The sequence below is a fragment of the Sorangiineae bacterium MSr12523 genome, from assembly GCA_037157775.1.
Lineage (GTDB): Bacteria > Myxococcota_A > Polyangia > Polyangiales > Polyangiaceae > Pendulispora > Pendulispora brunnea.
On record CP089982.1, the window covers coordinates 5,810,548 to 5,830,581 of the forward strand.

12 protein-coding genes are annotated in these 20,034 nt (G+C 64.5%); 3 read left to right on the forward strand and 9 right to left on the reverse strand.

The features are described from left to right. The first annotated feature begins 44 nt into the window (after positions 1-44). On the forward strand, positions 45-509 hold the full coding sequence (locus tag LZC95_22290) for a hypothetical protein (protein WXA99535.1): 465 nt from the start codon (positions 45-47) through the stop codon (positions 507-509). Next, complete coding sequence (locus LZC95_22295; GenBank protein WXA99536.1) at positions 506-1,744, forward strand: MFS transporter; 1,239 nt, start codon at positions 506-508, stop codon at positions 1,742-1,744. Before LZC95_22290 ends, LZC95_22295 begins: the two co-directional genes overlap by 4 nt. Here the strand turns inward: LZC95_22295 and LZC95_22300 are convergent. The 4 genes from LZC95_22300 to LZC95_22315 form a co-directional block, all read right to left on the reverse strand. Next, positions 1,731-3,743 (reverse strand): beta-lactamase family protein, encoded by a 2,013-nt coding sequence (locus LZC95_22300; GenBank protein ID WXA99537.1) that lies wholly within the window; start codon positions 3,741-3,743, stop codon positions 1,731-1,733. The two genes, LZC95_22295 and LZC95_22300, sit on opposite strands and share 14 nt — an antisense overlap. 78 nt (positions 3,744-3,821) lie before the next feature. Continuing rightward, entirely contained in the window at positions 3,822-7,691 is a 3,870-nt protein-coding gene (locus LZC95_22305) for a protein kinase (protein ID WXA99538.1), read from the reverse strand. A 139-nt stretch (positions 7,692-7,830) separates the two neighbouring features. Next, entirely contained in the window at positions 7,831-9,510 is a 1,680-nt protein-coding gene (locus tag LZC95_22310; protein WXA99539.1) for an ATP-binding protein, read from the reverse strand. 326 nt (positions 9,511-9,836) lie between these two features. After that, on the reverse strand, positions 9,837-10,238 hold the full coding sequence (locus LZC95_22315; GenBank protein ID WXA99540.1) for a response regulator: 402 nt from the start codon (positions 10,236-10,238) through the stop codon (positions 9,837-9,839). 292 nt (positions 10,239-10,530) lie between these two features. Between LZC95_22315 and LZC95_22320 the strand changes: the two genes are divergently transcribed. Beyond that, positions 10,531-11,019 carry a hypothetical protein gene (locus LZC95_22320; protein WXA99541.1) on the forward strand — a complete coding sequence of 163 codons (489 nt, stop codon included), beginning with the start codon at positions 10,531-10,533 and terminating at the stop codon, positions 11,017-11,019. Between the two features lie 9 nt (positions 11,020-11,028). On the opposite strand, the gene LZC95_22325 is transcribed toward LZC95_22320, so the two are convergent. From LZC95_22325 to LZC95_22345, 5 genes are all read right to left on the reverse strand, one after another. After that, positions 11,029-11,427: a hypothetical protein gene (locus LZC95_22325; GenBank protein WXA99542.1), complete on the reverse strand. Its 399-nt coding sequence runs from the start codon at positions 11,425-11,427 to the stop codon at positions 11,029-11,031. Between the two features lie 81 nt (positions 11,428-11,508). Continuing rightward, the gene (locus LZC95_22330; protein WXA99543.1) at positions 11,509-12,183 is read right to left on the reverse strand and encodes a hypothetical protein; all 675 of its coding nucleotides are present in this window, start codon (positions 12,181-12,183) and stop codon (positions 11,509-11,511) included. A gap of 36 nt (positions 12,184-12,219) precedes the next feature. After that, the gene (locus LZC95_22335) at positions 12,220-13,026 is read right to left on the reverse strand and encodes a hypothetical protein (GenBank protein ID WXA99544.1); all 807 of its coding nucleotides are present in this window, start codon (positions 13,024-13,026) and stop codon (positions 12,220-12,222) included. Then, positions 13,023-14,219, reverse strand: a complete 1,197-nt coding sequence (locus LZC95_22340; GenBank protein ID WXB00210.1) for an MFS transporter — start codon at positions 14,217-14,219, stop codon at positions 13,023-13,025. Before LZC95_22340 ends, LZC95_22335 begins: the two co-directional genes overlap by 4 nt. Then, positions 14,219-20,014, reverse strand: coding sequence for an amino acid adenylation domain-containing protein (locus LZC95_22345; protein ID WXA99545.1), 5,796 nt, complete (start codon positions 20,012-20,014; stop codon positions 14,219-14,221). The genes LZC95_22340 and LZC95_22345 overlap by 1 nt, the downstream gene beginning before the upstream one ends. Between the last annotated feature and the right edge of the window lie 20 nt (positions 20,015-20,034).

Here is a 20,034-nt window from a genome sequence, read left to right on the forward strand (position 1 = left end):
CGCGGGCGCTGCTCCGCGGGCGCCGGACATGGTATGCGAGAGCCATGACCTTTCTTTCGAAGGTGCTTCGCTTTTCCGTCACGGGTGCATCCGTGCCTTTGCTCTCCGCGTTCGCGCTGGGCAGCAGCTCGGGGTGTTACGGCGATCAATGCGAGCAATCGGAAGCCAATGTCGACGCTCCGGGTCGTCTGATTGACGCCGACACCTGGGAAAGCACGCCCGTCGACTCGAATTGGCTGCTCTACAGCGGCCAGCACACCTGGGTGTTTCACCCGCACGTCCTCGACGGGCGCGACATTCGCCAGGTGAACGTATTCATCAGCCCCGACGAGTTTCCGAACAAGGACAAGACGGATACCGAAGGGCGCCATCAGTGGACGCAAGCCGGGGGCAACCTCGCGCAAATTACCGTTTTGAAAAAGGACGGCGGCAATGCCATCTATGTTTGGAACAACACCTGCGCATCGTACTTCGTGCGCATCGAAGTCACGGCTTATCCAGCATCATGAGTGAACCACTTACGGGCACGTTCCGTTCGCTGAGGGGATTCAATTATCGAACTTGGGCCACGGGCGGCATCGTATCCAACGTGGGAACGTGGATGCAGCGCACGGGCCAAGATTGGCTGGTGCTCACCCAGCTGACGCACAACAATGCGACCGCCGTGGGCGTGGTCATGTCGCTCCAATTCGGGCCACAGGTGCTGCTGCTTCCGTTGACCGGCTTCGCGGCCGATCATTTCGACCTGCGAAAAGTGCTATTTGCCACGCAGGCCACCGCAGGGGCGCTGGCCCTGGGGCTCGGGCTTCTCACGGTCTCGGGTGCGGTGCAATTGTGGCACGTCTACGTGTTCGCGTTTCTGCTCGGATGCGTCACGGCGTTCGACGCCCCGGCGCGCCATGCCTTTGCCTCGGAGTTGGTGGAGGAGTCCGACTTGTCGAACGCGGTGGCATTGAACTCCGCTTCGTTCAACGGCGCACGCATGATCGGCCCAGCCATCGCGGGACTTCTTCTCGCATCCGTGAGCTCGGGGTGGGTCTTCCTCATCAACGCGGCATCGTACATTGCGGTGCTCGTCTCGCTGAGCCGTCTGAAAGCCGACCAACTCCATCGCAGGGGCCGAGCGCAGCGAACGCGCAGCAGCCTCACCGAAGGCTTTCGTTATGTCTGGAAGCGCCCGGATCTTCGCGCGATTCTTTTGATGTTCTTCGTGGTGGGAACCTTCGGGCTGAACTTTCCGATTTTCATTTCGACGATGTCCGTCACGGTCTTTCACGAGGGCGCGCGCCATTACGGGCTGCTGTCGTCGACCATGGCCATCGGCTCGGTCTCCGGCGCGCTCCTCTCCGCCCGGCGTGCGAGCCCTCGCATGGGCTTTTTGGTGGCCGCGGCCGCTGCCTTCGGGGTCGCCATGGCACTCGCCGCCGTGATGCCCCACTATGCCGCCTTTGGGGCCACCCTGGTCGCCGTCGGGATGGGCGCCCAAACCTTCACCACGACGGCCATGAGTCTCGCGCAATTGTCCACCGACGCGGTCGTGCGCGGCCGGGTGATGGCCATTCTGCTGGCCATTGCACTGGGCGGCACACCCCTCGGCGCGCCCATCGTCGGCTGGACCGCCGATACCTTCGGCCCCCGCTGGGCGCTCGCGGTGGGCGCCTCCGCGGGCTTCATCGCCGCCCTGATTGGGATTCACTACCTCGGGAAATACCGCCCGTCGCGCGAAGCCTCTATTTCTCGATGAAGGCGTATTCGCGCTGCACGTCGGGCATGACGAGCGCGCGCTTGCCCTCGCGTTCTGCGATGACGAAGTCGATGTCGAAGCCGGGCTCGATGCTCACGAGCGAGGTGGTCCCGTCGTCGTTGGTGCGCGTGGCCATGGGAACCTTCCATTCTCCCGCATCCACGAACACGGCTTTTCCCTTGGTGACGATTGCGATGTCCCCGAGCGCGGGGTTCCCGTAGCGCTTCGCGAGCCCGGCGACGGTGGCGGCCGCCGGCGGCACCACGAGTCGCGCGTTCGCCTTCGCGAGGCGTTCCTTGCGCGCCTTGACGGCGAAGGCGAGATCCTCGTCGGCTTCGGGGCGGCCGTCGAAGAGCACCTCGAGGACCTTGCGGAGGTACGCCACGTGCACGAGTGCGCCGCTATCCGAGCTGGTGAGAATGACGCCGCCGACACCATGTTCCGGAAGCCAAAACATGTTGCTCTTGAAGCCAATCATCGAGCCGCCATGTTCGACGACCGGTGTATCGTATTGCGTATTCGTCTCGAGGCCCATGCCGTACAAGCGAAATTCGGACGATGCGACCTGCTTCTCCCGGCGTGCGAGCAGATTCTTCTCCGAGACGTACCGGCTGCCGTCCGGCAGCGTGCCCTTGGCGAGCTCCAGCTGCACGTACCGCGTGAGATCGCGAGCGCTCGACCACGCGGCCCCGGCAGGCCGTATCGGAAATACGGCCGCATTGATGGCCATGCTCGTGCGGGCGGGTGCTCCGTGGAGATCCTCCGCGTACGGCGATGCATGATTCGCGCGAAGCGCGCGGGCAAAGTCGAACGTGGTCGAGGTCATGCGCAGCGGCTGAAAGACGCGCGTGCGCATCGCCTCGTCGTAAGCCGCCCCCAGCTCTCGATTCGGATATGCGGCATAACCGCCGACGAATCCCGCCGCGGCCGCCAATGGATTGCTGTACTGGTACGTCTCGCCGAACTTGGTCGTCGGCTGCATGATACCGAGGACCTTCATCGTCGATGCCGCCGTGGAGTTCTTGAACTCGAAGAACCATTCGGCATCCTGCCGGGGCAAGCCCGTGCACGCGCAAACCAAGTGCTTCATTTGCACGCTTCGCGTCGTCTCGGCATCCCCCAATTTGAAATCGGGATAAACATCGATGACCGGGCTATTCCAATCGAATTTTCCTTCGTCCACGAGCTTCGCCAGGAGCAACGTCGACAGTGCCTTGGTGTTCGAGGCAATCATGAAGAGCGTGTCGGCATCGACCCGGGCGGGCTTGCCGAGCTCCCGCACGCCAAAGCCGCCCTCGAAGACGACTTTTCCGCCCTGCACGAGGCTGATGGCCATGCCAGGAACGCCGGCCATGTCGCGCCCCTGCTCGATGAACTTGGTGAGCTGGGCAATGCGTCCCGCATCGAGTGTGTGTGCGGTTTTTCCCTTGAAGGATTCGTGCTCGTATCCCTGGGGGCGAAGGCTATCTCGAATGATTTCCATTTGGGCTTGGCGCCTGCCATGCCCGGCTTCGGTGCCGTCGACGAGTACCACCGTCCACGTGCGTCCGCGGCGGCGCGCGGTGGCCCGAAGGACGAGTTTCTCGTTGGGTGACGTTTCGTATTCGTAATTGCGTTGCTGGTCCCAGCCATTGCGTCCCGGCCTATCGACGGCAACATCCACGGTGCGCCTGAAATCCGGGTGCACGGAGGCCCAAGCCGCCGCCACCGCCGCATCCGCCGTGGTCTCCTCCGTCTCGACGATGGCCACGTGAACGTCCGATTCGGGCCCGTCGAGCAGAACGCCGGCGCGCGCACTCCGCAGGGTCCACCCCGCAGGGGCTACGAAGGTAGCTCCGCCCGCGGTCGTTTTCCGCGCATCGCGCTCCATCGTTTCACTCGACGGCGCCACCTCCGGCTTGGCCGCCACGGGTTGCTCGGGCACCGGCTGCACCTTGGTGCCCACCGGCACCACCCCACCCGGCTGCCCCCCACACGCAACGAGCACCAACGAAGCCAAGACGGTTCTGTACGAAACGGACATGCCACGTGAATACGCCAAGATCGGCTTCACTGGAACTGCGGGGCGGATCCAAAGCTACGCGAGCCATGCCTCCGCGAGGGACAAGGTGCGCGCAACCGCAGGTACGTCTTCGAGGTAGCGCTTTCGCGCCGCGGGATCGTTGCAGCGGCCGGCGCGGGCCAGCACCCGTTCGCGGGCCATGCGGATGGCCGTGCGCGCGGCGGCAGCATCACCCGAGGCCTGAAGGGCTTCGGCGCGAACGAGAAGGATACCCACCTCCGTCGGCCCGATCGACCGAGGCGCCGTCACCAAGGCCATCGCCGCCCGACTGGCACGCAGGGCAGCCTCCGTCCGCCCGAGCGCAAGCCGCGCCCGAACCAGCACCGTGAACGCCAGGGCCGCAAAACGCTGCAAGGTCATGGTGAGACGCGTGGCCTGGAGGGCTTCGCGCTCGGCCTCTTCGAATCGACCCTCGAGCAAGAAAATCGCCGCCCGCCCCGCGCGCACCGTCCCCTCGCCCGCGGCAAATCCGCGTTCGACGGCGCGCTCGAGCGCCCAGTCCACCAACGAGTGCTCGGCTCGCCCGAGCTCGGCCAGATTGTACGCGAGCTGGCCGACGGCAATGGTCGGCCCCAACGCCATGTGCGATGAGCCCCGCAGCACATTCCGGCTCTCCGCCTCGTGCGCCTCGAAATTCGCGACGTCGCCAAGAATCAACGCGACCTCGCCCTGCAGGTGCAATACCTGCTGCGTGTCGCCTGCTTCCTCGAATAGCGGGACAGCCGATTGCACCAACTTCAAGGCCTCCCAGGGATCATCGCAATAGGTCAGCGCTCGAACGCTGGCCACACGCAGCCATACCGCGCGCCAATGGCGATCGCTCTCCGCCGCGGGCAGCGCATGCTGGATGAACGCCTGATACAGCGGCTCGGAGAAACTGTGCGCGCACGCGTAGTACGTCGACGGCAGGAGCGTTCCCAGCGTGTCCAGGTACGCCGGAAGCGCATCGCCGCTCGGACGCGCGTCGTAGAAGAGGCGCAGATTCCGTCGCGCGCGCGCCGAGCGCCCGAGCATCATGGCCGATTTGACCGCGAGCCCGGCGGCAGGCCACCACTCTTTCGAGCCAAGTTCGACGGACGCCATGGTCCGATGGGCGAGATCCGACACCGCGGCGAAGTCGCCACGCCAAACGTGCGCCCGCAGTTGCACGGTACGAAGCTGGTCGACGGTCTCGCGATCCGGCTCCGGACCGTGGGACGCGCGGGTGGTCAAATGGATGGCTCCCTCGGGATCGCTGCGACGGAGCGCCTGGCGCGCCGCGGCCAGGTAATGCCCCGGAGCACGCGCATCGCCCGCTTGCATGTAATGCTCCGCCACGACCGCCGACTCGGCCACGCCGGAGCGCTCGAGCCATTCGGCCGCCAGACGATGGCCTAGGATTCGGTTCGCCTCGGTGAGCGTGGAATACGCAGCGTCGCGCAGATACGCATGACGAAATCGGTAGGACGCCGACCCGATGTCATCGCCTTCCATCCGAACGAGCACCTCGTGCTCCACGAGAAGTGCAAGCCAATGGGCCATGCGATCGCGATCGTCCGCCGTCTCCAGGAGCGCCCGAACGTCGGCCTCGCGAAAGCTTTCGCCGAAGATGCTGCCGGCACGAAGCACCTGCCTCGCGTACGGCTCGAGCAAATCGATCCGAGCCATGGTCATCGCCAAAAGGGTCTCGGGGAGCGCATCCCCACGGCCTTCCACGACGGCGCGAAGGAGCTCCTCGAGGTAAAAAGGATTGCCATCGGCGCGGGCCACGACGCGCTCGAGCACCGCCTCGGGATGCGCATCGCCCAACACGTGGCTCGCCAGTTCGATGGCAGCGCGCGGGCGCAGGTTGGACAGCCGAAGCTCCTCGAGCCGTCGATTCGTCCAAAGGCGAGGAAACGCATCGCGAACCTCGGGGCGGGCCAGGCCGACGATCAACAGAGGCGCGTCAGCCAAGTGCCCGAGGGCGGCATCGAAAAAGCGCAGCGATGCGCCATCGGCCCATTGAATGTCGTCGAGGACGACCATGACGGGGCGATGCGCACATTCGCCCGACAGCAGCGCGAGGAAGCCTCGTCGCACGCGTTCGGCACGCACCGAAGGGTCGAGCGGTCGCGGGGCCTTGCTGGGCGGCGGCCACTCCTCGGCGACATCGCGAAACAACTCCGCGAGAAGCGTGCGAACATCGGCCATCTGCGGTTCGCGCATGCGCCCGGCGAGGCGCGCTTCGAATTTTTCCGCTCGTGCGGCGTACCGCAACGTCTGCGCAAGCATCCACAACGGCGCGTTCCCGCTGACTTGATCGGCACAGGCCGACCACACGTCGACGTCGGGATGCCGAGCGTGCGCGTCGACCAGGAACTCGTGGATCAAGCGCGATTTGCCGATGCCCGCGGGTCCGGTGACCAACACCGCACCGGGCCGGCGATCTTCGAGGCAGCCGTCGAGGATCGCCTGCAAATTGCCGAGCTCTCGATCGCGCCCCACGAAGCGCGATGGGCGACCGAGAAGCTGACGCCCCATGGCGGGTTCGTCGCGTGGCTCGAGGAGGTGCCCATCGACGATGCGGAAACGCAGCTCCAGCAACCGCGCACTCGTGTCGTCGACCGCGATCGTGCCGCCGGGCACCTTGCGGAGCAGGCTCACGGCTCGGTCCACGACGGCGCCCATCGGCCATTCATCGCGCAGCTCGGCGAGGCCGGTGCCGACGACCCACGATGCGCGCGGAAGCTCGTCGCGCATGGCGAGCGCACAACGCGCGGCCAGCACCACCTGGTCCACCGCGCTGCGGGTTCGCGGCCCGCCATGGCCAGGCGGAAGCGTCCTTTCCGTCTCCCCCGGGCCAGCCCGCAGGAGCGCCATCATCGTGCCATCGGGCAGCCACTCCATGCTCGCGCGAAAGGCCGCTCCGATATGACGAAGCCTGGCCCGGCGATCCCGATCCCATTCGCTGCGCAACGTGCCCGATGCGGAGTCCTCCTTGCGCGATGGCGGGCCCGCAAGGACGATGCAGACGATGCCCTGTTCTCCCGGGGCGAGAACGGCCGCCGGCTCGACGCACCGCGGAGGAACGGCGCCTGGTTCCAGCTCGCCCTCCAGGTTCCGCAGCTCGGCCTCGACCTCGGCGGCGCTTTGCGGCCGCTGGGCGGGGTGCTTCGCGAGCAAGCGATGAATCAGGCGCTCGAGCCCCGCCGGAAGCTCGGGACAGACCGTGCGCAATGGCGGCGGGTCGTCCATGAGCACCTTGAACATGAGTGCGAGCATGTCCTGAGCCGCAAACGCGGGCCGGCCGCCCAGGACCTCGAACAGAATGCACCCGAGCGCGAACAGATCGCTGCGAACGTCAATCGTGAGCTCCCCGCGGATCTGCTCCGGGGCCATGTAGCCCGGCGTGCCGACGATTCCACCGGCCACGGTCATGACGCTCCGGGAAAGCGCACGCGCCACGCCGAAGTCGACGATCTTCACGCGATGAGGCTCTCCGCCGAGGAGGAACAGATTGCTCGGCTTCAGATCGCGGTGAACGATGCCGAGGCCGTGCGCATGGGCCAGGGCTTCAACGAGTGCCCGCGCCAAGGCGAGCGCACTCGGCACATCCAGCGGGCCGCGGGCGAGGCGTCGTTGGAGATCCATGCCGTCGAGCCACTCCATGGCCAGGTACAGATCCCCCGCCGGGCCCTCTCCGTGGGCGATGTAGCGCACGATGTGCGGGTGGCGCAGCCCCTCGAGCAACGACACCTCGCGGGCGAAGCGTCCGCGATGCTCGGGCGCGTCGTCGCGGAGCACCTTGATGGCAACGTAGTCGCCCGTGCGGTGGTCGAGCGCACGGTAGATCGCCCCCATCCCACCGGACCCACGGAGTGCATCGACTTCGAACCGACCGGCGAGCAGGTGACCGGGCCGCATGGAAGCAGAATACAATGGGCGCTCTCGCCATGGCCAAACATGGCACTTTCACATCGAGGCCCTCGCCATCGAGCGAATTCGTCGGTGTGCAGGCCTCTAGCGTCGCCTCGACTCAAGGGCAGAACATGCGTCGCTCGCGCTACGACGGCCGCGTTCTCACGCGGGGTACATCGAGAAGGTCGTGAATGGCGCGTAGCAGGTCGACGTGGTTTGCGGGCTTTGCCAAATGCTCATTGAATCCCGCCTCCCGGGCGCGCTCCATGTCCTTCTCGTAGGCATAAGCCGTTAGCGCAATGGCTGGGATCGCGCCGCCGCGGTCCACGGGAAGCTCTCGAAGGCTTCGCAGGAATTGATATCCATCTTCGCGCGGCATGCCGATGTCGCAAATAATGATATCGGGCCCGAAAGCAGCCACGGCTTGGCGCGCTTCTTCGGCCGACGCCGCAGTCTGGACCGCCGCCCCGCGCGCACGAAAGAGGACATGCAAGAGCTCGCGCGCATCGGCCTCGTCGTCAACGACGAGCACGCGAATGCCTTGGAGGCTCTTGCTTGGCTCGCCTCGCTCACGTGCGGGCGTCGCTTCCCCGCCCTTTGGAGCGGTGCCTTGTGCCGAAATGCCGTCGCGGATGGGGATCCTCACGCGGAACGTGGCCCCCTTTCCGAGGCCCTGGCTCGCGACGGACACTGCACCACCGTGGAGCTCCGCAATGTATTTGACGATGGCGAGGCCAAGGCCGACACCCCCCACCTGCCGCGTCGTCCCGACCTCCGCCTGACGAAATGGCTCGAAGACGTGCGGTAGAAAACCCGCCTCGATCCCGTGTCCCCTGTCCGAGACGGAAAGGACCATCGAAGAATCGGCGCGCTGGAGCGAAACGGAAACCTCACCTCCTGCGTGCGAAAACTTCACCGCGTTCGAGAGCAAGTTCCAGGAAAGCTGCTGAAGCCGAACGGCGTCCCCCACGAGCAGCGCGGGCGCATCGGACTTCTCCATTCGGAGACGGACATCGCGGGCATCGGCTGCGGGCCGCACGACCTCCATGGCGTCGCGGACGGTGGCCGTGAGATCGACGGTGCGGAGCTCCAAACGCATCTTCCCGGTGACGATCCGGGACATGTCGAGCAGATCGTCCACAATCGTGATTTGCGCCTTGGCATTGCGCAAAATGGTATCGAGCGCCCTTTCGGTAATGGAAGGATCCTCTCCATCCTTCATCAGTTCGGCCCAGCCGACGATGGCATTCAGAGGCGTTCGCAGCTCGTGGGAAATGGTGGCCAGGAAATGGTCCTTCATGCGATTGGCTTCGTGCAATTTCTCGAGCTCGAAGCGCTCCCGTTGGGCTTCCAACCGCTCTTGCTCGGCCTTGCGCCGCTCGGTCAAATCGCGTGTCACTTTTGCAAATCCCACGAGCTGCCCCGAGCCGTCGTAGAGGGCCGTAAGGATGGCGTTGGCCCAAAAACGGGAACCATCCTTTCGCACGCGCCAGCCTTCGTCTTCGAAGCGGCCATCGCGCGCGGCCACTGCCAGCTGAAATTCGCATTTGCCCGATAGGACATCTTCGCGCGGGAAGAAGTGGGAGAAATGTTTCCCGATGATCTCCACGGCTGTGTAGCCCTTGATGCGTTTGGCCCCCTCGTTCCAAGTGGCGACGACCCCAGACGAGTCCAGCATGAAGATCGCGTAATCCTTGATGCTCTCGATGAGCATGCGAAACGTCACGGGGCTTCGCACGCTCGTGATGGGCTCGTCGAGCGATCGCGCATGTTCCTCGAGATCGCCGGTGTTCAAACGTTTGTTCGATTCGTCGCGTTCGCTCATCGTCACCTCGCAAGGGATGACGAGCCATGGCGAGGAATGCGTCGATAAATTGGGTTCCGTTCGCTTCGCACTGGCTAGCCTCCCCATGTGAGAGCTGGCCCCCCCGATGTGAACAGTGCGACAGAACCGCATCGCACCGTTCGTGTTGGTCTCGTTACGTGATGGACCGGTACGGCACGATTCGGACCATTCGTCGATAGCGTGCGGAAGCCTCGATCATCGAACGATGCGCCCGACAAAGTTGTCACATGAGGGCATGGCGCAACTGTACCGAGACGCAAGTACTCACTGGCATTCGCAATGCTGCGTCGGCCTCGATGGGGCGGTCACGCAGCCATGCGCGCGAGCGAGGAGACAATCGCGATCAAGGCATCGGGATCCACCGGTTTCGGGACATGTTCCATGAACCCGGCGCGCAGCGCGTGCCGGCGGTCTTCTGCGCGCGCGAAGCTCGTGAGGGCGGCCGCGGGGACCGCTCCACCTCGGGCCTTCGGACGAGCACGCACGCGGCGAATGAGATCGAACCCATCTTCGCCTGGCATTCCGATGTCGGAGAGCAACACGTCGGGCACCTCGTGCTCGAACTTCTCCAGCGCGTCGGCCACGCTGGCAGCCGTGGTGATGCGCGAACCACGGTCTTCGAGCAATTCTTGAATAGCTTCACGATTGTCGTCGTCGTCGTCGACCACGAGAACGTGCAGCCCGCGGAGTGGGAGCGAAGGATCCATCGGCCTCTCGACCGGTAATGAATCGGACGCGTCAGCGTATCGAAGCGCGGTTGCGCTCAGGAGTCGCGTATCCACGGCCTTCCCCCTTTTTTTCTTGGATAGCGGTTTACAGCAGCTTCTTGCAGGATGACCGCCATCGCAATGATGGCCTATACACCTATTCTGATGCGGCTCCGGCGCGTCGCGGTCGCGGTGAAACCGGCCAAAAATGGCCTCAGCTCAGGCACGAATCGTCGCAACGCCCTGAGCAGTTCCAAGCCAAAACAGGCCTCGGCGTGCTAAATCTTGGGTCGTGAGGCGCACGCCGATGGCTTCATCCCATGGTCTCGTGGCCGTCATCGTGTCCGCGCTTCTCGGATGCAAAGCCGTCCCCGACTTGCAGTTCGAGCAGGGCGGCCCCGATGGCCCCGTTGTCGACGGCTCGGTGGGTGCCGGCGATGGCGGCAGCTACATGGATGCAACGCTGTATGGCGAGGACGCTCGCTCCAGACAGGACGCCGGCTCACGACAGGACGCGGGCCCCGGAGAACTGGACGCGAGTCCTGGTGACGAAGACGCCGGCTCCGAAGATGCGGGCACCGCCGAAGAAGATGCGGGAGCGTGCGGCAGCCAAGGAGGCCCAGCCTGCTACTGCGGCTCTCGAGTTTGTGTCGGTAGCGGGTGCCCTCGGTACTGCGATCGATGTCCGAGCGACTGTCTGGGCGTTTGCTGCATTCGGATCAAGAAGAACGGCGACCCTCAGGGAAAGTGCGTGGGCACCGTCAACAAGTGCAAGTGGTGAGCGATGACGTTACGGCTCCAAGCGAAATATCGTGGTCGCGTTATTTCGCGTTTGCGTGAGGTAACACCCGGATGCGCTGAGCGATAGCGCTCCACCTTTTTTCGCGGGGGCGCTCGCAAGGCGAGTCCCGTCCACGCTCCGGTACACGGCGAGCTCGTGGGCACCGGCGACCGCGAAGAATGCATCCGTGCCACAGTGGACGACGTCGAATGGAGACTTGGGCTCGGGCCCGGGCGCCTTCGAGAGAACCTTCTGCTCGCGGGTATTCAAATTGAAATAGACGATATCGTTCCGAGCTGCACCAGCCGATCCGGCTCGGCGCAATCGACGCGCGGAGCTGCAGGCGGCGCCGCAACCTGGCCCGCGTCCACCGGCACCGCTTGCGGCTCGCCGCTGGAGCGAGAACACGCACCGAGGAAGAGGACAAGAACCCACCGCGCGACCATGCCCTTGCGAAAACGCCGAGGGCCCTACGGCGCTTCCAGAGAACTACAGCGCGAAGGCCCAGCCGATGGATGCGTTGGCAAATACGCCAAGGTTGTGCGCTTGGTGGGTGCTCGCGGGTCGGTCGCCGCTTGCAGCCACGGCCCATTCGCCATTTGGCAACGTGTTGGCGATGTTGGGCCAATAGCGAGCGTAGAGATCGATGTAGAGCCCGCGCACGACGAAGAAGCGCCATCCCAGGACGGGTCCGATGGAATACGTCTGGTATCGAACCTGATCCCCGGAGGGAGCACCGACCTCGTAGCGGTGGGTCTTGAACTCGAGACCGAGCCACACGTCGTCGATCAGGATGAAACCGACACCGAATCCCGTGGTGTACGGACTTTTGACGGACAGGCCGGCGTTTCGTTCGTCCGACGTGAGGCACATCGAGGCGCAGGCGCTGTAGTCGAGACTCTGCCCGTGCGAATATTCGAGCCAAAGCCGCTGATACCGAAATTCGCCGGCGATGTTGAACCCATGCGCAAAGATGGGTTGGATGAGGCCGAAATTGACGCCTATCTCTCCCCGTGGATAACGATGGGGTGCCAATTGGAATCGATGCGACGGAAACGCCGAAGATGCCGGCCCATGCTCGGTGGCCGGCGGCCCCTCGCTCGAGGCGGCGTGGCCCGTGGCGGACAGCGTCAGGGTTATCGCGATGACGGATCGTCGTAACATGGGGCACTCTCTATTTGGTTCGGCGTTTGGCGTGTCTCAAAGAGCTCCGAAAAGATCGTAATCGGCGCCGACGCCGACCACCAAAAAGGGCTCTCCGTCGTGCCTCGGATCGACGAGGTTGATGCCGGTCATGGCGAACAGTCGCGGGCGGGAGGCGAATCCGAATCGTTCGGCGGGCACCCAGAGAACGGCGCCACCCACGCGTTGCCGCGAGCGGTCGAGATCACGCGAATACGTCCACTCGTAAACCGGTCCGGCGTAGAGCCGTTCCACACGCCCGCGTGCCCAAAGCTCGCCGAGCAGCAGCGTTCGATCTTGAACGACCAGATCGCGGGGCATCAGGTACGTGTCGTATTCAGTTTCTTCGTAAGGCTCCTTGCCGCGCGGAAATTGATAGAACGAGAGAAATACCTGGTTCAGGAGAAGGATTTTCCAGAGTTTCCCGCGCAGGACGGGATTCAGTTGAAACCGATCGTACGCACGCGCAGAGTCATCTCCATACCGAACGAAATGATCGTAGCGCGCGCCGAGCTGGAGAATCGCGAGCGGAAGCCACTCTCCGAAAACCGAAAACTGTGAATACAGTGGATTGACGCCCGCGCTCGCCCCCACTTGAACATGAGGATCTCCGAGAACGGGGGTATCATAATGGGCATAGCGATACCGATAGAGCCCTCCGACGACGAGCATGATGCCGCCCGGGTTGACGCGCGTGAAGAGATCCGCAAAAAGCGCCGCGTTGTGGGCGGGAGGCGGAGCGCTCGGTTGGACCTGCTCGTCCGCGAGGGCATCGGGCGCCGTGAACAGCGCGGCTGCGACGGCGAGCCATGCGAAGCGGCTCACGGTTCGACCTTTTTGGTGACGTCGATGTTCTGCAGCGACGGTGCAGCGGACGTGGATTCGAGCATCGCGCGGATGCTATCGCTGCCCCGGCGAAGCGGCCAAGCATGCACGGCGAAGCTCGCGAAGAGCACGATGGTCGGCGCGAACAGCGCACCATGTCCGAATCGCTCCACGACGAGAGAGGTCACCACCGGCCCCGCGATGCAGCCAATCGCGAACGCCGATGTCAGCCCTGCGGCCCCCGAGGGTGCTTCCCGCACATCGAGGACGTCGCCCGCGAGGGCATACGAGAGTGCGTAGATGGGCCCGACGAGCATCCCCGCCACGAGCGACAGCCCGAAGACGGCGTGGAAGTCGGCGACACGCGCGAGGGCGCACGTGAGGAGGCTTCCACCGAACAGGCACCATGCGAGCACACGACGTCTGCCCACACGGTCACTCAGCGCCGTGATGGGAAGCATGCCCGCGAGGCTGCCGAGCACGAACGCGGAGCAGGCGTAACCCATCTGCGCCGGCGACAGCCCTTGGCGCAGCAGAAAAAACGGGTACAGCGAGAGGATGGCTGCCTCGGCGAAGCCGTAAACGAACACGGCATGAATGGGAACGACCAGGCGTCGTGCGACGTCGAGCGTGGCCCTCACCGGCGTGACCTTCACATCCTCGACGAAGATGCTGACGAGGACCGCGCCGAAGGCCAGCAGCACTCCGCCGCACGTGAAGGCGAACGGCGGAGAATACGCATACAGGTGCGGCCCGACGAACGGCCCCGCCCCCAGCCCCACACCGAACGCGAGCGCCGAAATGCCCAGGACCTTCCCGCGATTCGCCGGCGACGCCTGCGCGAGCAAGGCGGCATGGGCCGCGGTGATCTGCAGCCCCGCCCCCAGCCCTCCCAGCGCGCGCACGGCCGCGAGCCCGAAGACCCGCGGGGCGAGCGGCGATAGAACGGCCGCCACGGCCCCGAGGGTCAACCCGACGACGAGCAAGCGGCGCACGCCATGCCATGGCGCGAGGCGCACTGCGCATGCCGACCCCACGACCACGAGCAAGTAATACGCGCTCGATACGAGTCCGAGGTCGACGTCGCCGTAGCTTCGTTCCCGCGCCAGCTCCGACAGCAACAGGGCGAAGAACCCCATGGCCGCGCCGGCCAGAAACGAGACGATGAACAACACCCAGAGCTGCGGTCGCATCACGACCGCGTGCGCTGCGCGGCCGCCTTGAGAACGCCCATCTGCCGCGATCCGTACCATTGCATATCTTGCGTACCGAACACGCGGACGCTCTCTCCGGTGATCGCGGCCGATTGGGACGATGCGAGGAACAGGATGACCCCGGCAACATCGTCTTTCGGAACCGCGGAGGCCCGAAACGCCTTGGGCGCCATGTCGGTATCGACGAACGCGGGGCACACGGCGTTGACCTGGATGTTGCGCAGCTTCAACTCTTCCGCCAGGGACTTCGTGAGCCCCACGAGCGCATGTTTCGATGCCGCGTACGCGCTCATCAAAGGATATCCGATCAGCGACGAGTCCGAGCCCACATTGATGATCTTTCCACCGCCCCGCGCCAGAAGATGCGGAATGACCGCGCGTGCGCAGTAATACGCACCAAATAGATTGATCTCCGTCACGCGCCGCCACTCCTTCGGATCCGACTCGGCCAGCTCCGCCACATGGGTGATGCCCGCGTTGTTCACCAGCACGTCCACGGCGCCGAAGGTGCGCACACAATGCTGAACGATGCGCTCGCCCGCCTCGGGATCGGAAACATCCGCCGCGATGGTGTCGACGTCTCCCCCGCTCCCGCGGATCTCGCTCGCGGCTTCACGAAGCTCGTCCGCGGTCCGAGATGCGAGGAGCACACGGGCCCCGTTCCGGGCAAAATGCAGCGCCGTCGCACGCCCGATTCCGCGCCCGCCACCGGTGATGATGGCGACTTTGCCTGCCAAGGCACCATCCTTGGTCGTCGTGGAGGCATGACCGTTCGCGGTTGGCTTTTTCGCCGCCACGCGAACCTCGGTGATCGGCGCCGGCGGCGTCTTCAGGCGCGCGAGGGTGTCCGCCACCATCTCCGAGATGAGCGCGACGTAGCGCTGGCCGATGTTCCGAATCGATTCCGCAGTATGGAAATTGCGGGAATAGCTCATTTCGACGCGCAACTTGCCGTTGACCACCGACAGAAACACTTCGATGAGCGTCGTTCGCTTCTGATCGGGCGCCGCGAGGCGCTGGTCCCGGTGCGCGCCGTCCATCTCGAACAACTTGTTCGGCAGCATGGTTCGGTTACCGAGGTAGTTGACGCGCACGGGCGTTATCTTGTGATCGGGGTAGGCGCTCGAGGGCAACCGGTCTGCGATGTAATCGTAGGTGACTCCGTTCATGGGAAGCCGCTCGAACGCGCTCTTCACGTCGTTCACCGCAGCATCCCAGGATCGGCTGGTATCGACCTTGAGCCCCACGGGAAAGTTCACGGCAAAGTTGCCCACGGCATCGAAGAAGGTCCGCCCGTCCCCGAGATCCCGCCCGTGACTTCGGTGGCTGAGCACGATCCACGACTGCCCCGCCCATTCCGCCATGGCTCGATACAGCGGCGCGAGCAGCAGATGATAGAACGAGCGGTCCTTGTGCGCGGCCTTGACGTCTTGGATCAGCGCGCGATGCATCGATTCGTCGAGCTCGAAGCATTCGCTCGCCGAGCTGGCCTCGCTGTTCGGCCCATTGGCATGATCGAACGGAACTTCGAAGCGCGCTTCTGGGGCGGCGAATTCCTTCCAGAAATCGACATGGCCATCGAGCGAACCCTCGCGATCGGCCTCCTCCAGGGTTCGGACCAAATCGGGATACGTGCGGCCCGCCGGGGCGTCGTTTTTGTAATTCGGATTGGCGAGCAATTGACTGTACGTGCGCCACACGTTCTCGAAGACGAGCTGATTGCTAATCAGATCCATGTTGAGATGGTGGGCGACCACGAGGATCTCGTAAAAATCGTTGCCGAGCGGCAGCAGATGAACGCCGCAGAGCGGACCGCGGGACAGGCGCATGCTCTCGCACGTCTCGCGAAGGATCTCGTCGGCCCGTGCATCGCGTTCGGCCGCCGTCTTGCCCTCGGTGTCTGCGACCACGACCCGTATCGGCTCGGCGCCCGGCGGTGCGATGCGCTGTTGCCAGCCGCCGTTTGCACGATGAAACGTGGTTCGAAGGGCGGGATGCCGATCGCTCACCAGATTGACGGCTTTCTCGAAGAGCGGAACATCGAGCGGCTGCATGAACCGGAAGCGCACGTATCCGAACCACGCATACGGCGCGTCGAAGTAGTTGAATATCCAACGCTGCGCCGGTCCGAGCCCGACCTGTTCTCCATTCGAGGGGGCGATGCTCTCCGCCTTCGGCGATCGAAGCGCCTTTCGGTCGATTTTGCCGTTGGCGTTCTTGGGCAAGGTATCGAGAATCTCGATTTGGTGCGGCACCATGTACTCGGGGAGCCGCTCCTTGGCATATTGACGAAGCCCACGTCCGTCGATCCGTCCAGGTTCACCGGACACGTACGCGACGAGCTGCAGATGCCCCCCGCCGCGATCGGTCGCCAGAACGGCCACCTCCCGAACTTGCGGGTGCGAGTCGATGGCGGCTTCGATTTCGCCGAGCTCCACACGAAAACCGCGAATCTTGATCTGCGTATCGAGGCGCCCGTGGAAGTGAATCGTGCCGTCTTCGTCTTCGGATGCGGCGTCGCCGGTGCGGTACAAAAGCTCGCTCCCGGCCTCGGGAAACGGACTGCGCACGAAGGACTTGGCCGTCGTCTCGGGATCGTTCAAGTAGCCACGCGCGATCTGCACACCGCCGATCCACAGCTCGCCGGGCTTTCCCGGCGGGCACCGCTTCATCGATTCATCGAGAACCGCGAGGAAGACGCGGTCGATGGCCTTTCCGATGGGAATGCGCTCGTTGTCGGCGGGCGACTCGGCAATGACGTGGCAGGTCACGTCGATGCTGGCCTCCGTCGGCCCATAGAGATTGGCAAGTCCAACCGAGTTGCCAAAGCGAGCCATCCAGCGACGGACCGCGGAGGCAGGAAGCACTTCGCCGCTGAAGATCAGCCAGCGCAATGCTGGAAACCGTGCCGTTTCGGAAAGGGCATTGAGAAACTCGACGAAGAGCGACGGAACGAAGTGCATCACGGAGATGCGCGCGGACGCGACCCACTCCGCCAAGCGCCACGGATCGCGCACGGTAGCTCGATCGACGGGGCAAACCGTGGCCCCGTACATGAGCGGCCAAAAGAGCTCCCAAACCGAAACATCGAAGCAATACGAGCTTCGCTGCGCGATTCGATCGCCTTGCTGGATCGGAAACGCACGCTGCATCCACTCCAGCCGATTCATGTATCCTGCATGGGTGAGCATGGCCCCCTTCGGCTCGCCCGTCGAGCCGGAGGTAAAGAGGACGGTCATCAAGTCCTCCGGCGTTGCCGATGTCTCGAGGGCCGTGCACGGAGCCTCCAACCATCGCGCGCGGGAGATGGCGGTGCGTCCGGTTGGGGCGCGACCCGCGGCGTCGTCCATCAGGATCAGGAGCTGCACCTGCGCACCGGGGTCGAACGCTCCGAGCACCTCGGCCGATTCGGATTGCGTCACCAAGGTGGTGAGCTGCGCGCGCTGCAGAATGGCCCGCAAGCGAGCCGGCGGATGCTGGCTGTCGAGCGGCACGTACGCCGCGCCGAGCTTGAGAATCCCCATCAGGGCAATCAGCATGTCGATGCCCGGCGCGAGCAGCACGCCCACCAATGCCCCGCGGCCAATCCCGCGGTCGCGCAGCGTGTGCGCAAGGCGATTCGAGAGCTCGTCCAGCTCGCGGTAGGTCACCTTCGCGTCGACGGTTTCGACGGCGATGGCATCCGGTGTCGCGCGGGCCTGGGCAACGAAGGAAAGATACGGCATGTCGATGCGCGAGGTGACGGCACTCTCGCTCGGCCGGCTCGGGCGCGGGCTGATGCGTCCAGCCATTTCCAAGATGGTTCGGCATCCGAGAAGATCGCGCGCATGCACGCCCGTGTGCGTCGCCTCGATCTGACTCACCACGCGAATTCGCTCGAGGGAGTCGAGCCCAAGGTCCGCTTCGAGATCCGCTCCGAGTTCATCGCGGCCGACGGCCCGATGGCAAACGTCCGCGACGATGCGCACCACGCGTTCGACCGCCTCGGGATCTTCCCGGCTTGGGTCGCGCCTCCACTTCGAGATGGACATCACCGGCGGGCTGCTCGCCAGATGCTCGAGCTGGGCCGCGAAGGCGCGCTGAAGCTCGCGCACTTCCTCCTCGGCGAAGAACTCGCGGTCGTAGTTCGAGACGATCTGCAACGTGTCGTCGAAGATCTCGATGACATTGTCGACGGCACCGGGATTCGTTCCCGTCGCCGCTTGGTATCCCACGACTTGGAGCGTGCCATACCGCTTCTGCAAGTGCGTGCGCCCGATGTACGGCAAGAAGAGATTCGACTTGGGGCTCTTGCGCACGAGGGCCGCCGCCAACGGAGACATCGCTCCGTGGGTCATCATGCCCGGCTGCTTCGTCAGGTTGGCGGCGCGCCGCACTTGCGCGCGGTCGATGCCTCCGCCGATTCCATTCACGATTTCGTGGTGCACGCGAATGGCGAGTTCTTCCCAGCCCTCGTCCTCGTGGGGACGTGCAAACGAGAGCGCAAGGTTCTGCGCAAAGCATCCCACGGTATCGGCCAAGTCGACCCCGGGAGACACGCGCCCGCCGGTGGGGAGCTGCAAGATGATCGGATCCCCAACGGGTCCGAGCGAGGCCAGCGTCTTGAGGTACGCGGCAACGAGCAGCGAATTGATGGGAATGCGAAGTTCGCGAACCTTGGCATGCAGGCGATCGGTGAGATCTTTGGACAGCCGGTGCGCGATCGCCCGCGTTTCGATGGGCGCCGATGCCGCCGCTAGTTTGCGCCCTTTCGGGTTCCAAACGAACTTGCCACTTCCCTGCTTGCGGAGATATTCGTCGAGCGCTGCCTCTTCCCCGGTGTCCATCCACCCGTCGAGACGGCGGACGAGACCATTGTAGTCCTCGGGCGACATGCTCTCGGTTTGCTCGGGACGCGCTCCGGAGGAATGCGCCGCGTAACGCTCCATGAACTCGCGGAGCAGGATCTGATTTCCGATACCATCGGAGACCAAGTGATGATTGGCCAGGTGAATTTCGTATTCGTTCTCCGAAATACGATAGGCCGAAAACGTGTGCAGCGGCCATGTGTCCAGCGGCCAATGACGATTGAGCGCCTCGTCGCGCCCCTGGGTCAAGGCGCGCTCACGTTGCGACGAACCGAGGCCTGCCAGATCGGTCACGCGCACCGGCGGCGCGACGAGGGCGCCGTCCCATTCCAGGGTGCACGCTCGCAGGGACGCCTCGTCCTTGCCGACGTGGAACTTGGCGCGAAGAACCGGATGCCGCTGAAGTAGGTCGTCCCAAGCTGCGCGGGCCATTCGCGCATCGAAGGGGCCGAGAACGCGAATCGTCGAGCAAAGGCTGCAATGCGAAAGCCCCGAGAGATGCGCCGCCAGAAACGGGTACTGGCTGTCGGCCAGCTCGAGCTCCGCACGCGCGGCCGTGGGTGTTGGAACGACGTGAAGCTTCACGCTACTCGGCGGCGCAGACGGTGCCCCCACGACGGCGAGCAGCTCGGCGACGGAGAGGGCTTGCATCATGTGCTGGAGAATGTCGGGCTCACTCAGCCGCTCCCGCGCTTCGGCCGGAACCACGGAGGCCATGGCGCTCAGAAGCTGCACGCGCTTGAGGGAATCGAGCCCGAGATCGGCCTCGAGAAAGAGCTCGTCCGAAATATCTTGGACTCGATGTCCGGTGATGCTGCTGATCGCCGAATACACCAGGGCGCGGAGGTTCTCATCGAGTGCCTCCTCTCCGTCGCACGAAGGATTGTCCGTTCCTTCCAAAAAACGATTCTCGACGCTGGTAGTCATTTCCGTTTCCTCGAGGGGCA